The organism is Gemmatimonadota bacterium (genome assembly GCA_026702745.1).
Classification (GTDB): domain Bacteria; phylum JAAXHH01; class JAAXHH01; order JAAXHH01; family JAAXHH01; genus JAAXHH01.
Map to the genome: position 1 here is coordinate 46,704 of JAPPBT010000079.1, position 22,306 is coordinate 69,009.

19 protein-coding genes are annotated in these 22,306 nt (G+C 64.4%); 9 read left to right on the forward strand and 10 right to left on the reverse strand.

Going from position 1 to position 22,306, the window contains the following annotated elements:
- Nucleotides 1-63: 63 nt before the first annotated feature.
- Complete coding sequence (locus OXH56_13520; protein ID MCY3556326.1) at nucleotides 64-1,773, forward strand: peptide ABC transporter substrate-binding protein; 1,710 nt, start codon at nucleotides 64-66, stop codon at nucleotides 1,771-1,773.
- Nucleotides 1,774-1,794: 21 nt separating this feature from the next.
- Here OXH56_13520 and OXH56_13525 read toward each other — a convergent pair whose 3' ends face one another.
- The 10 genes from OXH56_13525 to OXH56_13570 form a co-directional block, all read right to left on the reverse strand.
- A complete protein-coding gene (locus OXH56_13525) occupies nucleotides 1,795-2,667 on the reverse strand; it encodes a phytanoyl-CoA dioxygenase family protein (protein MCY3556327.1) in 873 nt (290 codons plus the stop codon).
- Between the two features lie 28 nt (nucleotides 2,668-2,695).
- Nucleotides 2,696-4,561: an Ig-like domain-containing protein gene (locus OXH56_13530; protein MCY3556328.1), complete on the reverse strand. Its 1,866-nt coding sequence runs from the start codon at nucleotides 4,559-4,561 to the stop codon at nucleotides 2,696-2,698.
- Nucleotides 4,562-4,564: 3 nt separating this feature from the next.
- On the reverse strand, nucleotides 4,565-5,461 hold the full coding sequence (locus OXH56_13535; protein ID MCY3556329.1) for a tyrosine recombinase: 897 nt from the start codon (nucleotides 5,459-5,461) through the stop codon (nucleotides 4,565-4,567).
- Nucleotides 5,462-5,467: 6 nt separating this feature from the next.
- On the reverse strand, nucleotides 5,468-7,798 hold the full coding sequence (topA, locus tag OXH56_13540) for a type I DNA topoisomerase (protein ID MCY3556330.1): 2,331 nt from the start codon (nucleotides 7,796-7,798) through the stop codon (nucleotides 5,468-5,470).
- A gap of 55 nt (nucleotides 7,799-7,853) precedes the next feature.
- Nucleotides 7,854-8,324, reverse strand: a complete 471-nt coding sequence (locus tag OXH56_13545; protein ID MCY3556331.1) for a DUF494 family protein — start codon at nucleotides 8,322-8,324, stop codon at nucleotides 7,854-7,856.
- Nucleotides 8,325-8,471: 147 nt separating this feature from the next.
- Complete coding sequence (locus OXH56_13550; GenBank protein MCY3556332.1) at nucleotides 8,472-9,494, reverse strand: AIR synthase family protein; 1,023 nt, start codon at nucleotides 9,492-9,494, stop codon at nucleotides 8,472-8,474.
- A gap of 45 nt (nucleotides 9,495-9,539) precedes the next feature.
- On the reverse strand, nucleotides 9,540-9,842 hold the full coding sequence (locus OXH56_13555) for an HU family DNA-binding protein (protein MCY3556333.1): 303 nt from the start codon (nucleotides 9,840-9,842) through the stop codon (nucleotides 9,540-9,542).
- Complete coding sequence (locus OXH56_13560; GenBank protein ID MCY3556334.1) at nucleotides 9,839-10,519, reverse strand: class II aldolase/adducin family protein; 681 nt, start codon at nucleotides 10,517-10,519, stop codon at nucleotides 9,839-9,841. Before OXH56_13560 ends, OXH56_13555 begins: the two co-directional genes overlap by 4 nt.
- Before the next feature lie 112 nt (nucleotides 10,520-10,631).
- The gene (locus OXH56_13565; protein ID MCY3556335.1) at nucleotides 10,632-12,047 is read right to left on the reverse strand and encodes a hypothetical protein; all 1,416 of its coding nucleotides are present in this window, start codon (nucleotides 12,045-12,047) and stop codon (nucleotides 10,632-10,634) included.
- Complete coding sequence (locus tag OXH56_13570) at nucleotides 12,044-12,895, reverse strand: TIGR04282 family arsenosugar biosynthesis glycosyltransferase (protein ID MCY3556336.1); 852 nt, start codon at nucleotides 12,893-12,895, stop codon at nucleotides 12,044-12,046. Before OXH56_13570 ends, OXH56_13565 begins: the two co-directional genes overlap by 4 nt.
- Before the next feature lie 342 nt (nucleotides 12,896-13,237).
- On the opposite strand from OXH56_13570, the gene OXH56_13575 reads away from it, so the two are divergent.
- The 8 genes from OXH56_13575 to OXH56_13610 all read left to right on the forward strand — a co-directional run bounded on the left by OXH56_13575 (nucleotide 13,238) and on the right by OXH56_13610 (nucleotide 22,191).
- Nucleotides 13,238-14,236, forward strand: a complete 999-nt coding sequence (locus OXH56_13575) for a bifunctional oligoribonuclease/PAP phosphatase NrnA (protein MCY3556337.1) — start codon at nucleotides 13,238-13,240, stop codon at nucleotides 14,234-14,236.
- An 80-nt stretch (nucleotides 14,237-14,316) separates the two neighbouring features.
- Nucleotides 14,317-15,141 carry a 6-carboxytetrahydropterin synthase gene (locus OXH56_13580; protein ID MCY3556338.1) on the forward strand — a complete coding sequence of 275 codons (825 nt, stop codon included), beginning with the start codon at nucleotides 14,317-14,319 and terminating at the stop codon, nucleotides 15,139-15,141.
- Nucleotides 15,142-15,146: 5 nt separating this feature from the next.
- Entirely contained in the window at nucleotides 15,147-15,698 is a 552-nt protein-coding gene (gene folE / locus OXH56_13585; GenBank protein MCY3556339.1) for a GTP cyclohydrolase I FolE, read from the forward strand.
- Between the two features lie 94 nt (nucleotides 15,699-15,792).
- Nucleotides 15,793-17,238: an FAD-binding protein gene (locus OXH56_13590; protein ID MCY3556340.1), complete on the forward strand. Its 1,446-nt coding sequence runs from the start codon at nucleotides 15,793-15,795 to the stop codon at nucleotides 17,236-17,238.
- Nucleotides 17,239-17,262: 24 nt separating this feature from the next.
- Nucleotides 17,263-18,696, forward strand: a complete 1,434-nt coding sequence (locus OXH56_13595) for an FAD-binding oxidoreductase (GenBank protein ID MCY3556341.1) — start codon at nucleotides 17,263-17,265, stop codon at nucleotides 18,694-18,696.
- Between the two features lie 120 nt (nucleotides 18,697-18,816).
- Nucleotides 18,817-20,076 (forward strand): lactate racemase domain-containing protein, encoded by a 1,260-nt coding sequence (locus tag OXH56_13600; protein ID MCY3556342.1) that lies wholly within the window; start codon nucleotides 18,817-18,819, stop codon nucleotides 20,074-20,076.
- Between the two features lie 228 nt (nucleotides 20,077-20,304).
- The gene (locus OXH56_13605; protein ID MCY3556343.1) at nucleotides 20,305-21,165 is read left to right on the forward strand and encodes a sigma-70 family RNA polymerase sigma factor; all 861 of its coding nucleotides are present in this window, start codon (nucleotides 20,305-20,307) and stop codon (nucleotides 21,163-21,165) included.
- 99 nt (nucleotides 21,166-21,264) lie between these two features.
- Nucleotides 21,265-22,191 (forward strand): M23 family metallopeptidase, encoded by a 927-nt coding sequence (locus OXH56_13610; protein MCY3556344.1) that lies wholly within the window; start codon nucleotides 21,265-21,267, stop codon nucleotides 22,189-22,191.
- The last annotated feature ends 115 nt before the right edge of the window (nucleotides 22,192-22,306 follow it).

The window sequence follows — 22,306 nt, forward strand, 5'->3', positions numbered from 1 at the left end:
CAGCCCGCGGCTGCAGCACCGGCCTAGTGGCCGGCGGGGTTCCGCGGCGGCCGGGAGGGCACGATGGGAGTACGGAACTACGTCTTGATCTGCGCCGCCGCGCTGGTCGCAGCGGCCTGCGGGTCCCCGGTTATCGAGCCGGGCGACGGGACGGAGGCCTCGCGCGTCAATACGGTGGGGCGGGAACTGCCCGCCGACGCCGCTCCACTCAGCGAGCAGTACATCCGGCTGAGCATGCTGGAACCGTCCACCCTGGACGTGGGCATCTCCCTCTTCGACGCCCAGTTCAACGCCTTCCTCTTCGAATCCCTGCTGGTCTTCGACGAAGACATGGAAATCAGGGGCGCGGCCGCCGAATCCTGGTCCGTGGCGGACGACCACGTGACCTGGACCTTCAGGATCCGCGCAGGTGCGAAGTGGAGCGACGGCCGGCCGGTGACGGCCCACGATTTCGAATGGTCCTTCCGCCGGCTGCTCGATCCCGCCCACGCCAACATCTTCGCCTACTTCTACTACCCGATCAAGGGCGCCCGGGCTTTCAACACGGGACAGACGAACGACCCGCAGGCCGTCCGCGTCCGGGCCGTGGACGACCGTACGCTGGTGATCGAGACCGAAGAACCCTGCTCGCACTTTCCCTATATCCTCACCTTCTTTACTTCCGTGCCCGCGCCCAGGTGGCAGGTGGAGAAATACGGAATAAGGTGGTCCGAGCCGGAGTACTGCGTGTCAAACTCCACCTGGCGCCTCGCATCGTGGGACAAGAACGTCGGCATGAACTACACGCTGAATCCCCATTACAACGGTCCGTGGAAGGGATATCTCGAACGCATCGAGTTCACCTTCATCCTGCCGGGCTGGCGGGGCCTGCCGGCCTATGAGAACAGCGAGTTCGACCGGATCGGCGTCATGGGTCCGGATTACCATCACGCACGCATGGACCCCGTCCTGAGCCGCGAGCTGATCACCTATCCGAACTTCGGGACGTACTACACGATCTTCAGGACGCGCGAGCCGCCCTTCGACAACATCCGGCTGCGCCAGGCCCTGGCCCACGCCATCGACCGCGAGGCCATCTGCAACGTTGTGCTCGGCGGCGCCGCCACGCCGGCCTACGGCATGCTGCCGAAGAGCTTCCCGGGGTACCAGGCGGACCGGATCCGCGCGTACCAGGCTTTCGATCCGGAGCTGGCCCGGCAGCGGCTGGCGCAGGCCGGCTACCCCGAAGGCAAGGGGCTGCCCGCGCTCGAACTCTGGGTGCGGGGCCAGCCGCCGACGCCCGATGAATGGAACGTGGTCGTCGCCATGCAGCAGATGTTCGAGGACCACCTGGACATCGAGGTGAACCTGCGGCAGCAGTCCACCAACGCCTTCAACGCCTTCATGCGCGACCACGAGATCCCGTGGGGTTTCCTGTGGTTCAACATGGACTATCCCGACCCCAGCGACATGATCGCTGTGCCCTGGCGCTCCCAGCCCGTGGGATCGGGCCGGCAGGACTGGAAACACGACGAGTTTGACCGCCTGGTGGATGCGGCCGCGCGGGAATTCGACGAGGAGAAGCGCGTCGCCATGTACCAGGACGCCGAGGTGATCCTGTCCGAGCAGGCCGCGGGCGTGTTCCTGCACAACATGGTCAACGCGACCCTGAGCAAGCCGTGGGTCCTGGGCATCGAGGAAAATCGGTACGGCGACCGGCGGTGGAGCGGTTTCGCGCCGGCCTTCTCTACCCTGTATATCGGTGAAACCGGGCGGGAATCCGGCCGTCGGTAGGGTTCGGTGCGTCGGCGGCGATCAGGCGAAGGGGTCCAGGTCGAATCCCGTTTCCGGCCGGATCCGTTCGGTGCCTTCGGGCCAGTCCGAGGGCCAGTCCCAGCCCGGGATCTGCAGGCTTTCCGCGCGGACCCGGTGCGCGGCGGCCCGCCGGTGCACGCCGTGCGGCGCCGTACTGACCTCCGAGCTGTGGAGCATGGTGGGATAGTAGAAGGTGACGCTTCCCTCGCCCGCCGTGCAGTCGATCGCCTCGTGTTCGTGCGCGGCGACATAGGCTTCGGGGCCGCCCTTCAATTCAAGCGGTCCTTCGAGATAGGAGCCGGGGAGGACCTTCATGGCGCCGTTCTCGATGGTCTGCGGGTCCACGTTGATGCGGACGATGATGGTCTGCTGGAAATAGTCTTCCTTCCAATCGATGTCGGCGGGCCTGATGTGTATGTGGCCGAACTGGTTCCAGTAGCCGGTAAGATCGAGGTCCCGGTCCGGGGGCGGGTCCACGATGAAGAAGGTGTCCTGGTGCCAGCCGATCTCCGCGTCGCCGCCGGCCACCTTGTCGAACATGGTGCCGATGCTCGCGTGCTTCACCGGTTCGCCCAGGGCGCGTTCGAGCACGCTGACGATGGCGGGATGCCGGGAGTACCGGAGCCCGCCTTCGCACACGGCGTAGAGTTCCCACAGCAGCCAGACCGTGTCCTTCGATTTCCCGAGAAGCTTTTCGGTCGGCCGCCCCTTGTATTCATCTACGCGGCGTGCTTCCGCGATGGTCCGGTCCAGCAGACCGCGGAACGTAACCATCTCTTCCGCGGAGAATACGCCTTCGACGGTCACGATGCCCTGCGTCCTCAGCGCATCCACCGCTTCCTGCAGACCGAGGGCGTTTTTTACCTGGATCATGGTGTTCCTCCCCTGACGCGCCGGACCGCTAACGGTTCAACCTGAGCGTGATGTCTTCCGTCTCCCATCCCAGTCGTACTTCCAGGGTGTCCGGATGGACCATGGACCGTTCGGCGGGAACGAATGGCAAGGGGTTGCCGTAATCGAATCTACCGTTTCCGTTCGCGTCGCGGTAGGCTTGAAGGATATACTGGCCCGGCAGCACATTGTCAAACCGAAAACCCCCCGGTCCGGCCAGTTCGATCTCCGCGGTGGGCTCCGAGTCCCGTAACTGGTAAAGGGAGATCCCCACGGCTCCCGCCCCCGCGGTGTCTTCATCCTCGAACCGTCCCGACAGCGAACCGTAGCTCTCGGGATCGATGGTCGTGAAGGTATACGAGAGCGTGTCGGGACGGTCGCCGGTGGCCTGCAGCGGCTGGTCGAACCCGTTCTTGACCAGGCCGGCCAGTACGAGGATCTCGTAGTCGGTACTCGGCTGCAACATGAAATCGGGCCGCATTGCGGCGACCGTGGCGTCGATCCACCGGAGATCCCCGCCAGTCTTCCGGTCCGTGGAATCCCGAAGTACCACGGCCCCTTCCTCCAGGGTGACGGGTTCGCTGAACGAAAATCGAAGCTCGACGGACTGCGCGACGTCCCGCGCACGGTTGCCGGGGTAGACTTCCAGCAACCTCGGTGCCGGCGAGTTCTCAATGGACGACCCGGTAAACTCGGCGGTGTTCTCCGTCGTGTCCATCGGCTCAGACCAGGTATTTTCCAGTCCGGTAACGGTCAGGCGATAGACCCGGTCGCGGACCTGGGGCGCCGTGGTGAGCACGATGGTCGCCGGATCCGCCGGATCCTGGTACGCGGATGTGACCTCGAGGCCTTCGTCCTCCTCCACGCCAGTGATGGCATAGGCACCCGTGTCCCGGACCATGTCCGCGCGAGGCGCCTCGCTCAGGAAGACACTCACTTCGCGGCGGTGGGCAACCCGGGCGGACATTACGTGCATGGCGGCGGTATCGTTCACGGCCATCCGAAACCACATGGGACCGTCCACCATGCCCTCCTCCGCTATACCTTCTTCCGCCATGCCCTCTGCCGCCATGCCCTCTGCCGACAGGACGACGTCCCGGGTGGGCACGCCGATGGGGTCCACCCCCGCGTCGTAGAGACGGTCTCTGCCCTGGTCCAGGAAGGCGAAGAGGCGGTAACGGCCAGCCGAGAGATGGGTGAAGGTGAAGGTGCCGTCCCGACCGGCCTGGACCAGGTAGTCCGGGGTCGTGCCGGACGGGTCGGGATCGGGCTTCCCGGCGAGATCGTAGGCCCAGACATAAGTATTCCTGGCGGGTTGGCCGTCGTGGACCGTCAGGCCGCTTACCTCCCCTTCTTCGATGCCGGGGCCGGTCGACAGTGCGTATACGTAGGTGGAATCCATGCGGTTACTCCGCATGTCCCTGATGCCGGTGCCCACCGTGATGATGTAGGTTCTGTCGACCAGCAGGGGCTCCTCGAAACGGACCGTGATCTCGTTACCCCGCCAGTTCGCTTCGGCTTCGAATTCCACGATCGGCGCAATGAACAGGTTGCCTTCGATAGAGCGGGGCTGGATGCGTTCGCTGAAGGTCAGTTTCGGGGAAACGTCCTGCGGCACGTGGGTCGAACCCGCCGGGGGATCGGTTTCAACCACCCAGGGCGGAATACGGTCGCGCGGTCCGCCGGGCGGCATGCCCTCGCGGGCGCAGGCCACGGCGACCAGGCCGACCAGGCCGACCAGGCCGACCAGGCAGGCCATGGCGACCAGGCAGGACGGGCCGAACTGGCGGGCCGTGTCGACCCGTCGGACCATGTCGACCTGTCGGGCCAGGCTGACCGGAATCTTCTGCGCGGAGTGGTCCGGCGTCCTGTTCATAGATCAGGCGCGGGGATGCGCCTCTTCGTACGTTTTCTTGAGGCGGTCGAGGGCGACGTGGGTATAGACCTGAGTGGTCGAAAGTCGTTCGTGGCCGAGTAGCTCCTTGACCGCCAGCAGGTCCGCTCCGGCGTCGAGCAGGTGCGTGGCGGTCGTATGGCGAAGCATGTGGGGCGTCAATCCCTGCTGGCTGATCCTGAGACCGTATCTCCCCAGGATGTACTGGACCCCTCGTCCCGTCAGCCTGCGGCCGTGTTGATTCAGCAGGAGCGCGGTTGTTTCGTCACGCTCGGTTTTGATCAGCGTGAGGCGGACGTCCATATAGGCCGCCAGCGCGGACAGCGCTGGCCCGCCCAGCGGCACGATGCGTTCCCTGTCCCCCTTCCCGATCACGCGGATCCGTTCCTCCGTCATTTCGATCGCGCCGACGTCGAGTCCGACGAGTTCCGACAACCGCATGCCCGCTCCGTATAGCAGTTCCAGGATGACCACGTCCCGCAGCCCGAGCACCCGGCCGCGGTCGGGCTGACCGAGCAGGGCCTCCACCTGGCCCTTGTCCAGGAATCGGGGCAGGTGGCGGTCCCATTTCGGCGTGGTCAGGTAGACGCACGGGTTGGAGGAAACGACCCCTTCCCGGCAGAGGTAGTGGAAGAAGGACCGCACGGCCGCGAAACGGCGCGCGATCGTCCGCCTGCTGAAGCCTTCCCGGTGCAGGTGGTGCAGGAACGCCCGCACCACGGACTTGTCGACGGATTCCGGGTCGGGCGTAGCACCACCGCCGGCTTCGGAAAGGAAAGACTGGAATTGGCCCAGGTCGCCGGCATAGGCCGACCGGGTATGCCCGGAGTAATTACGCTCGATCTCGAGATGATCGAGGAATGCGCTGACCAGTTTCTCCATGGTCGGTCAAGCCTCCTGGAGGGTCTGGCCGGCCTGGCCGGCCTGTCCGGCCTGGTCGGCATGGTCCGCCTGGACGTCCCGGTCCGCCTGGTCGGAACCGGCGGCCTGCGACTCGGCGGCCCGCACGCGATGCTTGCATGACGGACACTGCAGCGACGCACGGCCGGACCGTTCCTGTTTCTCGACCATTAGGGGATAGTCGCACCGGGGACAGCGTCGGTCGACCGGCTTGTCCCACACCACGAAACGGCACTTGGGGTAGTTGCTGCAACCGTAAAAATTCCGGCCCTTCTGCGACCGGCGCGCCGTGAGGAACCCGCCGCATTCTTCTTCAGGACAGTCGACCCCAAGGTTGACCGGCCGCGTCTCCCGGCAACGGGGATATCCGCTGCACGCCAGGAAGGGGCCGTACCGGCCGGTCTTCACGACCATTTTCTCGCCGCATTTCCCGCATACTTCGTCGGTACTCAGGTCGGCGTTCTCTTCGTCGTTCATCGGCCGGGTGTTTCGGCATGCGGGAAATCCTCCGCAGGCCATGAACCGCCCGTTCCGACCCCATCGGATAACCATGGGCTTGCCGCATTTCTCGCACTTCTCGTCCGTCTCCTCCGTCAGCGAGCTCTTCAGCTCCGATCGCTGGGCGTTTACGGTCTGCAACCGCTCATTGAAGGGCTGGTAGAAGTCCACCAGGGTGCCGGTCCAGTCCAGTTCCCCGGTTTCGATGCGGTCCAGCGCGTCCTCCATCTTCGCGGTGAACGCCACGTCGAACAGGTCCGGAAAAGCCATGACCAGGATCCGGTTTACGGCTATGCCGAGGTCCGTCGGGGTGAACCGGCCCGCTTTCATGGCCGCGTACTTGCGCATACGCAGCGTGCTGATGATCTGCGCATAGGTACTCGGCCGGCCGATCTGCCGGACTTCGAGTTCCTTGACGAGACTCGCCTCGGTGTACCTGGGCGGGGGCTGGGTGAAATGCTGCCTGGGTTCGAGCTCTTCCAAGGCGAGTTTCTCGTCCTTCCGAAGCTCGGGAAGGGATTTCTCATCGTCCTTGACTTCCGCGTCCTCGTCGACCGGTTCTTCATAGGCCTTCAGGAATCCCGCGAAGGTCGGTACGGTACCCGTGGCGCGGAACTGGTACTTCCCGCACCGTAAGTCAACGGTAGTCACATCGAACCGGGCCGGTCGCATCTGGGACGCCACGAAGCGCAGCCAGATCAGTTCATACAGCCTGTACTGGTCCTTCGTCAGGAAGGGCTTCATCTTCTCCGGGGTGCGGTCCGCCGCCGTGGGCCGGATCGCCTCGTGGGCGTCCTGGGCGCCGGCCTTGGTCTTGAACCTCCTCGGTTTGGGGGGGACGTATTCGTCGCCGTAGACCCGGCCGATCAGGTCCCGGACGGCCGCGATCGCCTCGTCCACGACCCGGGTCGAGTCGGTCCTCATGTAGGTGATCAGCCCGATGGCCCCCTCGTCGCCCAGCTCGATGCCTTCGTAAAGTTGCTGGGCGATCATCATGGTCTTCTGGGTGGTGAACCGAAGGCGCCTGGCCGCGTCCTGCTGCAGGGTGCTGGTAATGAAGGGTGGATAGGGATTGCGCTGCGTGCGCTTCCGCGTGATGCCCTCGATCTCGAAGGTCTTCCCGCGCAGGTCCTCGATCAGCGCCCGGGCCGACTTCTCGTCGGGCAGGTTGAACTTCTCTCCGTCCACGCGGATCAGCTTGACGGGGAATACGACGTCCCCCTCGGACCGGAGGTGGGCCGTAATGGACCAGTACTCTTCGACCTTGAACTGCTCGATTTCAACTTCCCGTTCGCAGATCAGCCGCAGCGCCACCGACTGTACCCGGCCCGCGCTCAGACCGCCGGTGATCGTCTTCCAGAGGAAGGGGCTGACCTGGTATCCGACGAGACGGTCCATGACGCGCCGCGCCTGCTGGGCGTTGACTTTCTGCATGTCGATCGACACGGGCTTGTCGATCGCGGTCCGTACCGCCCCGGGGGTGATCTCGTGGAAAAGCACCCGCCCCACTTCCTTCTTGCTGTTGCCCAGCTGGCTGGCCACGTGCCAGGCGATGGCCTCGCCCTCCCGGTCGGGGTCGGTCGCGAGGAAGATCTGATCGGCCGTCCGCGCCGCGCTGCGGAGGTCCTTCACGACCTTTTCCTTACCCGGGATCGTTACGTATTCGGGCTGGAATCCGTTCTGGACGTCGACACCCAGGCTCTTGGGCGGCAGGTCCCGGACATGACCCACGGACGCCATGATCTCGAAATCCTTGCCCAGGTACTTCTTGATCGTACGGGCCTTGGCCGGGGACTCCACGATAACGAGTGATTTGGACATGTTTGAAAGTAGTCGCGTGAAATGAGTCGCGCTGGAGATGAAGGAAGGTCGGACTTCAGTTCCCGACGATGCCCTCTTCGAGGTCGTCGGGCAGCCAGATCATGACCTGGCCGGATTCCGACTCGAGCAGGATCGGTGCGGCGATGGTTTTTATGTCATCCCTGGTGACGGAACGGGCGCCCGTCAGCATGGCCCGTTCGATGATCAGTTCGGTCTGCGTATCGGTGATCAGGCCCAGTTCGCGAAGCTCCAGCAGGTAGCCGTAGGCGTCCGGCTGGATCATCAACTGTTCCACGGCGTGCAGAATCCGGTTGGGTTTGGGCTGGAGCGGCCTGGTCGGATCGACCACGACTTCCGCCTGCGCCTGGAGACGGTCGAAGAGCCAGGCGAAGGCCGTGTTGACCTCCTGCTGGGTATAGCCGTGCCCGACGAGGGTCTGGGAGACGTCGGCGATGTCGTTGAAGCGGCCTTTCTCATCCTGCATGTGCTTCATGAGGAAAACGATGATTTCCATCACTTTTTCCATGATTTTCTCCTGAAGGAATGCGAAGATGTGATCAGAACCGGGCCCAAAAACGACCCCTGGCCGTACACCGTACTTTTCGGTTTTCGCTGTCCAAATCTAAGCTTCCGGGGGTCCGCATGCAAGTTTTTTTACCGGTCCCGGACGGGGTTACGTCGATTCGAACACCTTGCCGATTTCATCCCGGTCGAAGGCTGGTAGATCGGAGGTTTCACCCTTGCTCCTGATCCGGATTCCGAACCCGGGAGGCTGTACGGACCCGATCTCGGCGACCGGGATGCCGGCTTCGCCAAGGCGGACCGCCAGGGGCTCCGCTCGGTCTGCCCCCACCACGATGAGCAGGGCGCCCGACGCGATGACCCCCAGGGGATCCAGGCCGTAAAACGCGCAAAGGGCCTCCGGTTCGGGCAGCACCGGAATCCGGTCCTCCTCGATGAGCATGCCGACCCCGGAAGCGACGGCGATCTCCCGCAGTCCCGACGCGAGTCCGCCCTCCGTGGGATCGTGCATGGCGTGGACCCCGCCGGTTTCCATGGCGAGTCGGGCTTCCCTGACCACGCTGAGGCCGGGTTGCCTGAGATACCGCTGGCAGGTCTCGAGAAACCCGTCGGAAAACTGCGTCCGGACCTCGTCGCTTTTCTCCATGGCGATCAGCGCCGTTGCCTCGATGGCGATCCCCTTGGTCAGCAGGATCCGGTCGCCCACCCGGGCGCCGTCGCCGGAGACATAGCCGTCGGCTGTCGTTTCCCCCAGCATCTGCCCGATCAGCAGCGGCCGATCCAGGCCGTGGGTGATTTCAGTGTGACCGCCGCAGAGGGTGATGTCGAGTTCGCGGCAGGCGTCGGCCAGGCCGGAGAATATGCGGTCCACCAGTTCGGCGTCGGTTTTGTCTTCCGGAAGCAGTATGGTCGAGAGGAACCACCGGGGCGCCGCGCCCATGGCGGCGATGTCGTTGGCGTTGATGTTGACGGCGTACCAGCCGATTTCCTCGGTGGCGAAAGTGATGGGGTCGGTTTTCGAAACGAGTACGCTGGAACCGAATGAGATGACCGCCGCGTCCCGTCCGATGCCAGGGCCCACGAGCAGTCTCGGGTCGGCGCCGGAAGCGTAGCGGCGCAGGATGCGGTCCAGGTCTTCCGCGGGCAGCTTGCCGACCGGATAAAAAGGAGGCATGTCTCGCTGTTTGGCGTGGGTGCGTCGATGCCGCGCGTCGGCCGGTTACTCCCGACGCTTCCGCTGGGCGCGCAAAGCTTCCTTCAGGATCTTTCCGGGCTTGAACTTGGCTTTCCGGCGGGCTGGAACCTCGATGGTGTAGCCGGTCCGCGGATTGCGGGCCGCCGGCTTGGGGCGGGTATTCCTGATCTCCAGCGCGCCGAATCCCCTGATCTCGATCCGGTTGCCTTCGACCAGGTTCTCCCGCATGATTTCGAAGAGCGCGTCGATCACGGGATAGATCTGCGTCTTCTTCAGTCCCAGCGTCTCGCTGATTTCGTTGACCAGTTCTCTGCGCGTTGTCGTCATGTAGATTCCTCGGTCCGGTATCCTTCGTTTCCGCCGGATGTATTATAGGGCCGGCCGTACAGGCGGTGCAGCTTGTCCACGTTCTCCTGGTCGATGGAGTTGACCTGGCCAAGCATGCGCGCCACGAGGGCGATCTGCGCGCAGTGCTCCATGGTTTCCATCTTGTGATAGGCCGAAACGATGTCCGGACCCAGGGTCAGCGCGCCGTGGTTTTCGAGCAGGACCGCGTCGTGGTTCCGCACGAATCCCCGCAGCGATTCGACCAGTTCCATGGTCCCCGGCGTCCCGTAAGGCGCGATGGGTACGAAACCCAGGGAGACGATCACCTCGGGCAGCAGGGCGTCGGGCAGATGCACGCCGGCCACCGAGAAACCCGTCGCGGCCGGGGGATGGGCGTGAGCCACGGCGTGCACGTCCGGACGCTCGCGGTACACCATCAGGTGCATCTTCATCTCTGACGACGGTTCGTGCGTCCCCGAGATCACCGCGCCGTCATAGTCGACGATCACGAATTTGTCCGGGTCCAGGAAACCCTTGCTCACCCCGGTCATCGTGATCAGCAATCGGTCTTCGGACAGTCGAACGCTCAGGTTTCCGTCGTTCGAGGCTACGTATCCCCGGTCATACATCCGCTTACCGACGTGGATTACGTCGGATACGACTTGCTCTATTTGCAAAATCACGTTGTTCCGGTTGAAAGATTGCGGATTGCGGTGGTACGGTTCGAATATATCCGGCCTGCCGTTCCCTTACAAGTATTATTATTTCCATAAGTTATAAACCGGAAAGTTACAGGTTGGACCGCACGATTCGCGCCACGTCGTCGATGCGATGCGGCGCCACGCCCCGCAGGTCGATCCGGACCCGGTCCCGGCCGCATTCGGCCAGCAGCGGCGGGGTTCCCGTCAGCCACCGGGCCGCCAGGCCGCCGGGATCGCCGCCCGGCCGCCGTATGGAGACGGCGTAACCGGGCAGGGCGTCGGCGGGGAGTCGGTACGCCGTGAGATACGCACGGTTTTCGATCAAGGAACACGCACCGCGGAGCCGGCCGTCTTCTGACAGGCGTTCGAACAGCAGGCGGGCACGGGCGCCTACCTCCTCCCCGGAGGCAGCCAGCATGTGGGCCGCCGGATGGCACGCCAGGTCGCAGGACCCATCGGCAAGTTCCGCCAGCCGCGTGTCGATCCCCGCTCGCACGTGCCGGGAGGCCCGCGCCGCCGGCCAGGTGCCGTGCGCTTTCAGTCGAGCGATGACCCGTCGCGTCCCGATCAGCAGGCCGCACGGCGGACCGCCTATGAGGCCGCCGCCGGCCGCGATGGTCAGTGGCGTGCCGGCCTGCACGGCATCGGTGACCGAGCCCCTGGCCGCGAAGGGGGCGGATGAGACCGGGCGCAACGTCGTATTGCCGGCCAGGTGAAGCACCGTGGCGCCGGATTCCGCGCCGGTCCGGACGATCTCCTCCGGAGCCGCTTCTTCGGTGAAACCTCGAAGGGCGCAGGTGGACGGACGGGCCGTGACGATCAATGCGGTGCGGTCGCCCACCGCGCGTCCGTAGTCGGACAGACGGGATTTGTTGGTTGCACCGGTCTCGATCACTGTAGCGCCGGCAAGGGCGCAGAGCGACACCGGGTTCACGGGCCGTTCCTCGTAAGGCGCGTCGATCAATCCCGCCTGGCTGCGGCCGATGACCACTTCCGCTCGTCCCGCGAGCGCCCGGACCGCCAGGAGGAAGGCGGCGGCGACGGACCGGCAGACCAGTGCGTCTTCGGCGCCGGTCAATTCGCGCACCAGGCCGGCGGTACGGCCGTCCTTCTCGTAAGCCGCGAGGGTGAGGGCCAGCCTCGAGGCCCTTCCGGCGGCCGTTCCGGCGTATGGGGGCCGCGCAAGCGGATGGAAGAGGATGCCGGAGGCGTTGATCAGCACCCCACTCGCCGAATGGGCTTCACCCTCCAGACGTGCGGCGGTCCGTTCGGCGAAGCGCTCCGGGGCGAATCCGTCCGCTCCCGCGAATCCGTCCTCGTCAATCTCCGGGGGACGAAACCGGATCCGGTCCCGCGCGTCGCTCAGTTCCTTCCGGATCGCGGCGTCGATCTGCCCATCCTCGAACCGGCCGTGCAGCGCCTCGATGCGGGATTCGCCCTGCACCAGGCGCACGGAAGGCAGGCGGGCAAACTGGCGGCGCAGCGCTTCCCGGTCGGCATTCATGGGTCCCTCCCTTTCCGGCTCACGGCGTCGAGCGCGGTTTCCGTGCATCGACCGGTCAGGTGGTCGCCGCAGGCGCGCAACGCCCGAATTTCCCGCGCGATCCGGTCCAGGTCGGCGGGACGGTCCACGTCGTGCCAGGTCGGGAGTTCGTGGCATGAAAGCCCGCTCGCCCGGATGGCCGCCCGGGTCTGTTGCAACACGCGGCCGGTGCCCCAGGGAATGGATTCGAAGAGTCGGACGTACCGGACGTCGCCGTTCCTCGGGCGTCCCGGACTTTCTGGTTTTTCTGAATCGTCTGGACTGGCGAGACCGATCGGACTGCCTGGCCCATCTAGGTCGCCCGGACCGCCTGGGTCGCCCGATTCGCCCGGGTCGCCCGGGTCGCCCGGACCGCCCAGTCCGATCAGGTAGTATCCTCCATCATCGGCGGGACCGAGCACGACGTCGTGCCGGTCCAGCGCCTCGAAGGCCTCTTCGACGTATTCCCGGGGCAGGAGGGGGCTGTCACCGCCCAGCACGACGGTCTTTTTCCAACCGGCTTTCCGAAAGGCTGCGAAGGCGTTCGACAACCGTTCCCCGAGATGGCTGCCCCGCTGACGGAGCCAGTTCACATCGGGACCGCCCGGACCGCCCAGGGCGTTAAGGAGTTCCGTCCGTCCGTCGTCGGGCGTCCAGGCCACGAAGAGGTCCGTACCGGCGATCCGCTGGGCCTGGTGCAGCGTGTCCACGATGAAGGCGCGGTAGAGATCCGCCGCCTCGTCCATCGTTACCCGCGGCGTCAACCGGGTTTTCACGGTTCCGGGTATCGGGGCTTTCATGAACAGGACGAGGGCGTTCGACATGGGCATGTAACGAGCGGGAGACTATGGGAAAGGCCTGGTCCGCACCGGAAGGCGGCAAGGCGTAGATGCTGAAGGTTCCCCTGGACTCCATCCAACCTACCGGCCGACCGGTGGCGTGTCAATTAAAACGCTTATTTATCAACTATTTAACCCGTTTCCGATCCGCTCAGAATCAACAATAAACCTTGACATGAAGGGCGGCTGATCATTATTTTCGACGATTCTTACCGGCACGCCGGATCACCCGATGCGGCGGACCCAGGCGGAATCAAATGCGCGTCGTACGAAACAAGGCCCGACGAAGAGGTACTACGCAACGCCGCCGGGACCGATCCATGGACAATGGCCATGTGGGATGAAGTCAAGGCAGTCATCGCGTCGAACCAGTCCTTCGTGATCTCCAGCCACGTCAACCCCGACGGGGATTCGATCGGCTCGGCCCTGGGGGTCTACGAGTGTCTGAAGGCGTTGGGGAAGGACGCCGTCGTCGCCATGAACGACGCCATTCCCGCCGCCTATATCTGGCTGGATCCCGATGGTGAAATCCTCGCACCCGCTTCGGATGATGAGACAGGGCGCCTCGCCGCCGCGGACGTAGTCGTCATCGTGGACGCCAACGGCTGGGACCGGCTGGGGCGATTGCGGAAGCCGCTGGAGGAGTCGGCGGCGGCAAAGATCGTGATCGACCATCATCCTTACAGTGAACTGATCACGCCGCTGTCGGTGATCGACACGAAGGCGTCCTCAACGGCTGAATTGATTTACGATCTGATCGACTCGATCGGCGCGCCGCTCACGTCGAGGGCGGCGGACGCGCTTTACACGGGCATCCTGACCGATACCGTGTCGTTCCGCTTCGCCAGGAGCGCGCCGTGCGCCCATATCGTCGCGGCCAAACTCCTCTCCACGGGCGTCGACCCGTCCCGGGTCTACGACCAGATCTACAACCGGAACACGGGCGCCCGTACCCGGCTCATGGGCCGCGCGCTTTCCAATATACAGTTTAGCGGATGCGGCCGCGTCGCCTGGTTGACCGTTACGCGGTCCATGATTGAGGAAACCGGTGCCCGGTCGTCGGATACGAGCGGGTTCGTGGACGTGACCATGACCATCGCCGGAGTCGAAATCGGGATCATATTCGTGGAAGGCAAGGCGGGTACCGTCCAGATCAGCTTGCGGTCCCGGCCGGATACCGACGTCAACCAGGTCGCCGTGGCCCTGGGTGGCGGCGGCCACAAGAATGCCGCAGGCGTCACGTTCAACGGCACGCTGGATGAAGCCGTCGGGACCGTGACGGCGGCGGCCGCCAAAGCGTTGCAGCCAGAAGGTCGCCCGCGCGCCGTCTAGTCGATGATTCTCACGGTCTGCCGCCGACCGATCCACCTGCCGCCCGACCGTTCCACCCGCCGTCCGAACCACCCGACCGCATGATGCTCATAACGCGAAAAACCCGGTTCTCGGCGACGCACCTGTGCCGCAATCCGGAGTGGACGGAAGCCAGGAACCGGTGGGTCTACGGTTCCAGCGCCTTCGGCACCGCTCACGGTCACGATTACGAGGCCGAATTCACCTTCGGGGGACCGGTCGATCCCCGTACCGGCGTGGTCCTGAACCTGACCGAGGTCAAGCAACTGCTGCACGCCGTGATCGAACCGTTGGACCTGAGCCACCTGAACCACGATCACGACGCCCTGAAAGGTCCGGCGCCGACGAGTGAAAGACTCGCCCGGTACCTCTGGCACGCGGTGGATGGCGGTACCGGACCGTGCGTACTCAAGCGCGTCCTGCTGCGCGAAAGCCGCACACGAAACATCGTACACACCGGAGACGACAGCATGGTCCACGTTACAAGAAACGTCGAGTTCAACGCCGCCCACCGCCTGCACAGTATAAGGTTGAGCGACGAAGAAAACGTGCGTATATTCGGTAAGTGCAACAATCCCCATGGCCACGGACACAACTATGAGCTGGAGGTGACAGTCCGAGGCCCGGTGGACGAGAAGACCGGGATGGTCATCGAAATGGGACGTTTCGATGAGGTCCTGCAGAAGGAAGTCGTGGATCGCTACGACCATCGCCACCTGAACCGGGACCTGGAGGAATTCAGGACCGTCAATCCGACTTCTGAGGAACTGCTCAGGGTAATCTGGAAGCGGCTGCTTCCGTTTTTTGATTCCCCTTCGCTCTACCGGATTCGCCTGGTGGAGACATCCAAAAACGCTTTCGAGTATTATGGCGAGGAGGACCCGTAACCACAATGGACCCGATCGAGGGATTGACGAGGTCGCTGCTCACGGAGATCGGCGAGGATCCGGAACGGGACGGTCTCCGGCGCACGCCCCTCCGCGTGGCGCAGTCCCTGCGGTTTCTGACCCAGGGTTATGAAAAAAGCATTGATACCGTCCTGAACGGCGCTATCTATGAAGAGGACTACGACGAGATGGTGCTGGTGAAGGACATCGAGTTCTTTTCGCTGTGCGAGCACCATCTGCTGCCCTTCTTCGGACAGTGCCATATCGCTTACATTCCCAACGGCAAAATCATCGGTCTGGGCAAGGTCCCCCGCATCGTGGACGTCTTCGCGCGGCGGCTTCAGCTGCAGGAACGACTGACCTCCCAGATCGCCCAGACCCTGCAGACCTGTCTCGATCCCCTGGGAGTAGCCGTCGTCATGGAAGCCAACCACCTCTGCATGATGATGCGCGGCGTGGAGAAACAGCATTCCAAGGCGACGACGAGCGCTATGCTCGGCGTGTTCAGGGACGATCGCAGTACCCGGATGGAGTTCCTCGACCTGACCCGGTCGTAGCGTTGGGGACAGGCGAATCTGTCGCGCGGGATCTGACACGCGGGGCCCGGCGCACCGGAGACCGGCCGCGCGATCGGAAATACGGAGGTTACCGATGAATAAAGACCAGCTCGTCGAACGGCTTGCGGACGTACTGGGCCGGGAGAACGTCATCGACGCGCCGGACCAGCTGATTGTCTACGAATGCGACGGGCTGACCATCGACCGGAACGCCCCGCACGCCGTCGTCTACCCCACCACGACGGAGGAAGTCGCGGCCGTGGTCCGGATTCTCCATGAAGCGCGGATTCCCTTCGTGGCGCGCGGCGCGGGCACCGGCCTGAGCGGCGGAAGCCTGCCGCCCGACGGCGGGGTCATGATCGCGCTGACCAAGATGAACCGCATCGTGGAGGTCGACTTCCGCAACCAGCGGGCGCTGGTGGAAGCCGGCGTGGTCAATCTGCACCTGTCGAAGGAGACCGGTAAGCAGGGCTATCACTTCGTGCCGGACCCCTCTAGCCAGTACGCCTGTACCATCGGGGGGAACATCGCCGAGAACTCGGGCGGTCCCCACACCCTGAAGTACGGGGTCACGACCAACCATACCCTGGGCGTGGAAGTGGTCCTGCCGGACGGGCAGGTCACCTGGTTCGGCGGCAAGGCGGAAGACGCCGTGGGTTACGACCTGCGCGGTCTCATGATCGGATCCGAGGGCATGCTGGGCATCGTGACACGGGCGTGGGTCAAGCTGACCCGCCTGCCTCAGGCCTGGCGGACGTTCCTGGTGGTTTTCGACCAGGTGGAAGACGCCTCGCGCGCCGTCGCCGGCGTCGTCGGCCGCGGGATCGTACCGTCGGCCCTCGAGATGATCGACAAGGTCGCCATCGGCGCCATCGAGGCGGCCTATCATTTCGGGTTTCCCATGGACGCCGAAGCCGTGCTGATCATCGAACTCGAAGGTCACGAGGCGGGCCTGGGCACCCAGGCCGAAGCAGTGGCCGAGGTCTGCCGGGAAAACCGGGCCAGCGATATCCGCACCGCGGAGGACGACAAGGAACGCGCCCTGCTGTGGATGAGCCGCAAGCGGGCCTTCGGCGCCATGGGGCGCTTGAGTCCCAGCTACTACGTGCAGGACGGCGTGGTTCCGCGGACGAAGATCCCGGACATCATGCGGGTCATCCAGGACACTGCCGAGAAATACGATCTGCTGATCGGCAATGTTTTTCACGCGGGGGACGGCAACATCCACCCCTGTATCGCGTACGACGACCGGGACGAGGAGCAGGCGCGGAAGACCGTGGAGGCCAGTAACGAAATCCTGCGGGCCTGCGTCGACCTGGGCGGGTCCATCACCGGTGAACACGGCATCGGATACGAAAAGGTCGACCTGATGCCCCTGATCTTCAATGAAGCGGATATCGAGGCCATGGAGACGGTCAAAGCGGTGTTCGACGAGGAGAACCTCAGCAATCCCGGCAAGATGTTTCCCACGAACCGCACCTGCATCGGATGCGGAACGGCGGAGCTGAAGTACACCAACCGCCAGGCGGCACTGCTATAGACACGAAGGCACTCAGGTTACTCCATGTCCGATGAGGTGCTGCACAGCAGGCTCGGAACTCTCGTGGACGGCTATGCCCCGGCAAGCCGGGAAGCGCTGGCCTCTCATGCCGTGGAAGGGGTTGTCCCCTCCGCCGTTGTGGCTCCGGGGAGTCTGGAATCACTCGCGGCCACCGTGCAGATGGCCTCGGAACTGGGTTACGCCGTCATCCCGCGGGGCGGCGGAACCAAGATGGACTTCGGCCATCCGCCATCCCGCGCGGATATCGTGGTGTCCATGGAACGTTTGAACCGGATCGTCGCGCACGAGCCCGCGGACCAGACGGCCACGGTGGAGGCCGGCATCACCATGGCCGGACTGCAGGCCGGGCTGGGGAAGCGAGGTCAGTTTTTACCGCTGGACCCGCCTCACGGCGACGAGGGGACCCTGGGCGGGGTGCTCGCCACCAATGCCTCGGGCGTGCTCCGGACTTCCTTCGGCACGGCCAGAGACCTGGTCATCGGCGCACGGGTGGTCCAGGCGGACGGCACCGTCGTCCGGTCCGGGGGGCAGGTCGTCAAGAACGTGGCGGGTTACGACCTGAACAAGATGTACATCGGTTCGCTCGGAACGCTGGGCATACTGGCGGAAGTGAACCTGAAGCTGCAGCCCCTGCCGTCGGCGGGCAGGCTCCTCATAGGGACCATGGAGGGGATTGGGGAGGCGGCCGAATGCGCCTTCCGGGTCATGGACTCGGAAATCATGCCGTCCTTCCTGGAAGTGGCCAGTCCCGCGACCCGCGCGCTCCTCATCGATGAGGCCGCCGGGCCTGAGACCGGATCCGGAGCGGACGGCGGTGGGGCCGGCCTCCTGGCGACCGGCGGGAAAGGCAGCCACCCGAACGACCAGGACTACGCCGTCGTCGCGGGCATGATCGGCACGGATGAGACGGTGGAATGGCAGGTGGGGGAATGCGAGCGGCTCTTCCGGGATTCGGGGGCGGCCGATGTCATCCATGCGGACAGAGAAGTATACGGCCGGGTGCTGGACGCGATGCGGGCTTTTCCGGGAGGCGGTCTTCTGCCCCCGGGAATGGGTCCCGGTGTGACGTGCCGGGCCGGCGTCGCGCCGGACGGGGTGGAACCGCTCTTCCGCCTGGCGGACGAAGGCTGCCAGCGCCTGTCCATCGGCTGCGGCCTGCTCTCCCATTTCGCGAGCGGCCACGTGGCCTTCGTCTTCTTCAGGGACAGGACGTTCCGGGAATCGGATTTGGATGGGCTTGCGAACTTGATCGAGGACCTGCGAAACGCTTCGGAAGAACAGGGCGTCTTCGTAGTGGAACACGCCCCCGCCGCCCTGAAAAATCGGGTGGGCATTTGGGGTTCGACCCGTGGGAACCGGGCCATCATGGAAATGCTCAAAGAACGGTTCGATCCGAAGGGCACGCTGAATCCCGGACGGTTCGTCGACGGAATCTGACGGAGCCGGGAGACGCCGCCCCGGAGACGCAGACCCCGGAGACGCAGCCCCGGAGACGCAGACCCCGGAGACGCCGCCCCGGTACACGACACCTATCGGCTGAAAAACGGAGGACCCCACATGAAACTGCCCGCATTCAGGGAGATTCGCCAGCGGTTCGACGCGCCTTTCGTCGAAGACATCGCCGGAACGGCCGAAGGGGAGGTCTCCCGCATGATCGAGGAGACGGGCCTGCGCGCCGGGTCCACGGTGGCCGTCGCCACCGGCAGCCGGGGGATCGGCAACATTGCGACCATCGTGAAGAGCGTCGTTGCCGCCCTGGCGAAGGCTGGCCTGAAACCCTTCGTCGTGCCGGCCATGGGGAGCCACGGCGGGGCGACTTCGGAAGGCCAGCGGAGGGTACTGGAGAACTACGGGATCCACGAGGCGGCGACGGGATGTCCCGTCCGCTCCGACATCGAGCCGGCGAGTCTCGGCGAGACCGCAGACGGGCTTCCGGTCTACCTGGACCGGAACGCCCTGAGCGCCGACCACATCGTGGTGGTCAACCGCGTGAAACCCCACACGGACTTCAAGGGTTCGGTCGGCAGCGGCCTCATGAAGATGCTGGCCATCGGGCTGGGCAAGCAGAAAGGCGCGAGCTACTATCACGGCGCGGTCTTCGAATACGGGTTCGAACACATGATCTCGACCGTATCGCAGCACGTGCTCGACCACGCGCCCGTGGCCTTCGGGCTGGCCATCATCGAGAACGCCTACGACCAGACCGCGCACCTCATCGGCGTCCCGGCAGGTGTCCTGCAGCAGGAAGAACGGCGGCTGTTCCAGGAGGCGCAGCGCCTCATGCCCCGTCTTCCGTCCGACGACATCGACATCCTGATCGTCGACGAAATGGGCAAGAACATCAGCGGGACCGGGATGGACACGAACATCATCGGCCGGCGCATGCAGAATTTCGAGACCGAGCCCGCGATCCCGCGGATCCTGCGGATCATCGTCCGCGACCTGACGCCTGAGAGCGAGGGCAACGCCGTGGGCATCGGGCTGGCGGATTTCACCACCCGCCGCCTGGTGGACAAGATCAACCACCGGTATACCTACGTCAATTCCATCACGGGCATGAGTCCGCAGAAATCCCGAATCCCCGTGTTCCTGGACACGGACCGCGAAGTCATCGAGGCCGCATTCTCCACCATCGGCATGAAACCGCCCGGCGAGGGACGCGCCGTCCGTATCCGGAACACGCTTTCCCTCGGACGCGTCGCGGTCTCCGAGGCCCTGTCCGACGAACTGGCCGGCCGGGAGGACATCGAAGTCACGGACCGCCGCGGTCCGCTGGAATTCGACGATCAGGGTACGCTGGCGGCCCTGCCCGGGTGATCAGGCGGCCCTGTTCGGCGTACACTGCCGACCCCTGTTCGCCTGTTTTTTATTGACAAGTTTGCAATTTTGTGTATGTTAGTAAACTTGCCGGTTTTACGGCAGCGTGTACCGGACCGCCTGGACCGCCTGGACTGCCCGGAACGTCCGATCGGGCGGGTAATTCCGGTTAAGTGGGGACGATTGCGGCCCCGAAGTCAAACAAATAAACAGGAGTTGTCACAGCACGTGAGTACGATAACGAAAACACATACGGCGGCGACGGAAGACCGGTCTCTCGACCTCTACCTGCAGGAGATCGGCAACGTGCCGCTTCTGATGGCCGAAGAAGAAACCGAACTGGCCCGGTCGGTCCGGGCCGGCGACCAGAAGGCGCTGGAGAAGCTGACGTCCTCCAATCTCCGGTTCGTGGTCAGCGTGGCCAAGCAGTACCAGAACCAGGGTCTTTCCCTGTCCGACCTGATCAACGAAGGCAATATCGGGCTGATCAAGGCGGCCAAGCGGTTCGATGAGACCAAGGGCTTCAAGTTCATTTCCTACGCGGTCTGGTGGATCCGGCAGTCAATTCTCCAGGCGCTTGCCGAGCAGTCCCGCATCGTGCGGCTGCCCCTGAGCCGGGTCGGCACGCTCCACAAGATCGGCCGGCTTTCCAGTGAATTCGAGCAGGAGTTCGGACGCGAGCCCAGCACCGAGGAGATCGCCGAGGAACTGGACATGAATCCCGGCGACGTGAAGGACACGATGCGCATCGCGAGCCGCCACGTGTCGCTGGACGCGCCGCTCAAGGCGGGTGAAGACAACCGGTTGCTGGACCTCATCGAGGACGACGACCAGGATGCGCCGGACGAGGCGCTCATGGTGGATGCGCTCAAAGACGAGATCTTCAGGGCGCTCGGGTCCCTGACCAAGCGGGAGGCGGCCGTGATCGCGTTGTATTACGGCATAAACATGGAGAGATCCTATACCCTCGAGGAGATCGGGACGCGGTTCAGTCTCACGAGGGAGCGCGTGCGCCAGATCAAGGAAAAGGCGCTGCGCAGGCTTCGCCACGTCTCCAGGAGCCAGAAGCTCCGGGCCTATCTGAACTGATCGATCCCCATCTCCGGCGCGGCGGGATCCACCCCGGACACCCCGCCGCATATCCGCCCGCGGCAGCGCCTTACCGGCCGCCGGAGCGCGGAGAACGGTATGCTGCGACGGAAGCTCGTTTCATTCGTACATCTGCCGGCCAATGCCCGGGACGAAGCCCGGGAGTACGGCCTCCTTCCGGTCCTGGCCGGCCTCGTCGTCCTCGTGCTGCTGATGCTGGCCGGATGGCATATCGGCGCATCCTACCTGACAACCCTGTTGGACGACGGCGCCCTGACGGAACGGGAGCGGGAGAACAACCGGTTGCGGGAACAGTTGAGCGCCCTGCACGAGTTGGACGGTACCATCGAATCGGGGATTGAGGATCTGTCGGAACGCGCGGCGGATATCGACAAGATCGTCCGCGGCCCCGGCGCGCCTGGTCCGCTTGGTCCGCCTGGTTCGGCTGCCGGCGCCGAAGCATCCCCGCCGGTCCAGGCATCCATCGAGTGGTCCGAATCGCCCGCCGCGGCCATAGACCGAATCGGCGGCGGGATCGACCGGTTACTGGACGAGACCCGCGCGGAACTGGCCAGCCTGCGGTCCGTCGAAGCGGCCTCCAGGGACGACGAGGCCTACTGGCGCGGCATTCCCATCATCTCGCCGGTGCAGGGACCGGTCTCGAGACCATTTGGCACGTCGCGGAACCTGCTGAGCGACGAGGTGCGGGTACACGGCGGGCTGGACATCGCCGCGAACAAGAACGAGCCGGTGCGGGCCACCGCGTACGGCGTGGTTTCACGGACCGGCGTGAACGCGAACCTCGGCAGGTACGTGGACATCAACCATCAGAACGGGTACGTCACGCGTTACGGCCACCTCTCCGAAGTGCTGGTTGAAAACCGGCAACGGGTGAATCGGGGAGAAGTCATCGGGTTGGTAGGAATGACCGGAAAGACCAGTGGATACCACATACACTACGAAGTCCACTACGAAGGCCGCATCCTCGATCCGTCGACCTGGTTCTTCCCGGAAAGGGGCCTTTGAGCCGACGTCCGGTTGACGGAAAATCTCCAAAAAAAGTTTGACACGCGGCGCGGCACGCTACATTTTAGGTCACATATAGTCGCGATAAGTGGTTTAATCGCATAGACTAAGATTT

Coding starts and splice junctions, on each gene's coding strand:
- folE (MCY3556339.1), top strand. CDS start 15,147: ATGGACCCGATCGAGGGATTGACGAGGTCGCTGCTCACGGAGATCGGC.
- OXH56_13590 (MCY3556340.1), top strand. CDS start 15,793: ATGAATAAAGACCAGCTCGTCGAACGGCTTGCGGACGTACTGGGCCGG.
- OXH56_13610 (MCY3556344.1), top strand. CDS start 21,265: ATGCTGCGACGGAAGCTCGTTTCATTCGTACATCTGCCGGCCAATGCC.
- OXH56_13580 (MCY3556338.1), top strand. CDS start 14,317: ATGATGCTCATAACGCGAAAAACCCGGTTCTCGGCGACGCACCTGTGC.
- OXH56_13550 (MCY3556332.1), bottom strand. CDS start 9,494: ATGCCTCCTTTTTATCCGGTCGGCAAGCTGCCCGCGGAAGACCTGGAC.
- OXH56_13530 (MCY3556328.1), bottom strand. CDS start 4,561: ATGAACAGGACGCCGGACCACTCCGCGCAGAAGATTCCGGTCAGCCTG.
- OXH56_13520 (MCY3556326.1), top strand. CDS start 64: ATGGGAGTACGGAACTACGTCTTGATCTGCGCCGCCGCGCTGGTCGCA.
- OXH56_13565 (MCY3556335.1), bottom strand. CDS start 12,047: ATGAATGCCGACCGGGAAGCGCTGCGCCGCCAGTTTGCCCGCCTGCCT.
- topA (MCY3556330.1), bottom strand. CDS start 7,798: ATGTCCAAATCACTCGTTATCGTGGAGTCCCCGGCCAAGGCCCGTACG.
- OXH56_13535 (MCY3556329.1), bottom strand. CDS start 5,461: ATGGAGAAACTGGTCAGCGCATTCCTCGATCATCTCGAGATCGAGCGT.
- OXH56_13570 (MCY3556336.1), bottom strand. CDS start 12,895: ATGCCCATGTCGAACGCCCTCGTCCTGTTCATGAAAGCCCCGATACCC.
- OXH56_13545 (MCY3556331.1), bottom strand. CDS start 8,324: ATGGAAAAAGTGATGGAAATCATCGTTTTCCTCATGAAGCACATGCAG.
- OXH56_13575 (MCY3556337.1), top strand. CDS start 13,238: ATGTGGGATGAAGTCAAGGCAGTCATCGCGTCGAACCAGTCCTTCGTG.
- OXH56_13595 (MCY3556341.1), top strand. CDS start 17,263: ATGTCCGATGAGGTGCTGCACAGCAGGCTCGGAACTCTCGTGGACGGC.
- OXH56_13555 (MCY3556333.1), bottom strand. CDS start 9,842: ATGACGACAACGCGCAGAGAACTGGTCAACGAAATCAGCGAGACGCTG.
- OXH56_13600 (MCY3556342.1), top strand. CDS start 18,817: ATGAAACTGCCCGCATTCAGGGAGATTCGCCAGCGGTTCGACGCGCCT.
- OXH56_13525 (MCY3556327.1), bottom strand. CDS start 2,667: ATGATCCAGGTAAAAAACGCCCTCGGTCTGCAGGAAGCGGTGGATGCG.